The following is a 1,298-nucleotide window of genomic DNA, read 5'->3' on the forward strand; positions in this document are numbered from 1 at the left end:
CGGCCCGGCCCCGGCGCCGGCATGCCGGAAGACGTTGATCCGCAACGTCGTTCCGTCGCGGGTGGGCACGGCAACGTCACGGTCGACGGCGATCTCGGCCGGTGGGTCGGTCACAGTGACCGGCGGCTTGGCGAAGCCGCGTATCCGGCTCAGCGCGTAGCGAAGGACGCCCGGGCGACGCCACGGCCGATCCCTGGTGGGCGCGGGAGTGCGGACCACGGGATCAGATTAAACGGCTACCACACGCTCGGCAGCAGCCGATAGCGGACGCGTTGCGCATATTCGCGATATCCCGGGAGCTCCGTCTTGAGCAGCTTCTCCTCGTCGAGAATGCGCAGCACCAGGATCGCGACGCCGGGAACGACGAGGAGAAGTGCCCAGTACGAGCCGAGCGCCAGGGGCATTCCCACCATCATGATCACGTTCCCCGCGTACATCGGGTGCCTGACGAACCTGTAGAGCCCGTCGGAGGCGACCTTCTGGCCGCTCTCCACCGTCACGGTCGCAGCGGCATAACTGTTCTCGATGATCACGCGCATGGCGACGGCCAGGCCGGTCGCCATCAGGACGTCACCCACCACGCACAGCCACACGGGCACGGTCGACCAGCCCATCCGATGGTCGAACGCGCTGAACGCCATGACCACGAAGAGGGTTCCGAAGGCGCCGGCACTGATGACCTTCTGGGCCGTGCGGGTTTCCGCCTGCGGTCCCGCATGCATGCGCCGTTGCAGGGCCGCCGGATGTTTGCGCGCCAGATAGATTGTGGGGACGATCGATACCACCGTGAACAGGGCGATGAAAACCCAGCCCTGCCAATAGCGGAAGGTGCCGGCCGGCAAGAACAGGACCAGAGCATAGGCGGCGATTCCGAGAATCGATGATGCCGCCAGTCGAACACCGATCTTCATGACGCTCCTAAACTCGCAGATCGCGTCGTCGAAAAGCCACGGCTCCCAGGGCGATCAGTGTGGCATCTATGGCGAGCAACCACAACAGTGGTGTGGCCGTGAAATCGCCGCCGACGCGCGGGATGTGGGCGAACGGCTCCAGGTCGAGCAGCCACTGGGAGAACCCGGCCAGGGAGCCGATCAGGTACAGGGCGATGAACCCGACCAGAACACCCCACGCCACGGGTGTGAATCGCGGCGCAAGCCCGAACACGGCGACGGTCACGGCGCACAACAACCAGACGGCGGGCAGCTGTACCGCCGCGCTTGCCACCACGACGGCCACCTTGCCGCCGACGTCACCGGCCGCGGCTCCGTAGACCAGCCCCCCGGTCAGCCCGCTGAGCA

At 66.5% G+C, this 1,298-nt stretch carries 1 protein-coding gene and 2 pseudogenes; all 3 read right to left on the reverse strand.

Going from position 1 to position 1,298, the window contains the following annotated elements; genetic code table 11:
* A pseudogene (locus A9X05_RS30035) lies at nt 1–219 on the reverse strand (hydrolase); the annotation flags it as partial.
* 17 nt (nt 220–236) lie between these two features.
* A complete protein-coding gene (locus A9X05_RS21375) occupies nt 237–911 on the reverse strand; it encodes an isoprenylcysteine carboxylmethyltransferase family protein (protein WP_067760928.1) in 675 nt (224 codons plus the stop codon).
* 7 nt (nt 912–918) lie between these two features.
* Nucleotides 919–1,298, reverse strand: a pseudogene (locus tag A9X05_RS21380) (ABC transporter permease); the annotation flags it as partial.

The organism is Mycobacterium sp. E3298 (assembly GCF_001666895.1).
Classification (GTDB): domain Bacteria; phylum Actinomycetota; class Actinomycetes; order Mycobacteriales; family Mycobacteriaceae; genus Mycobacterium.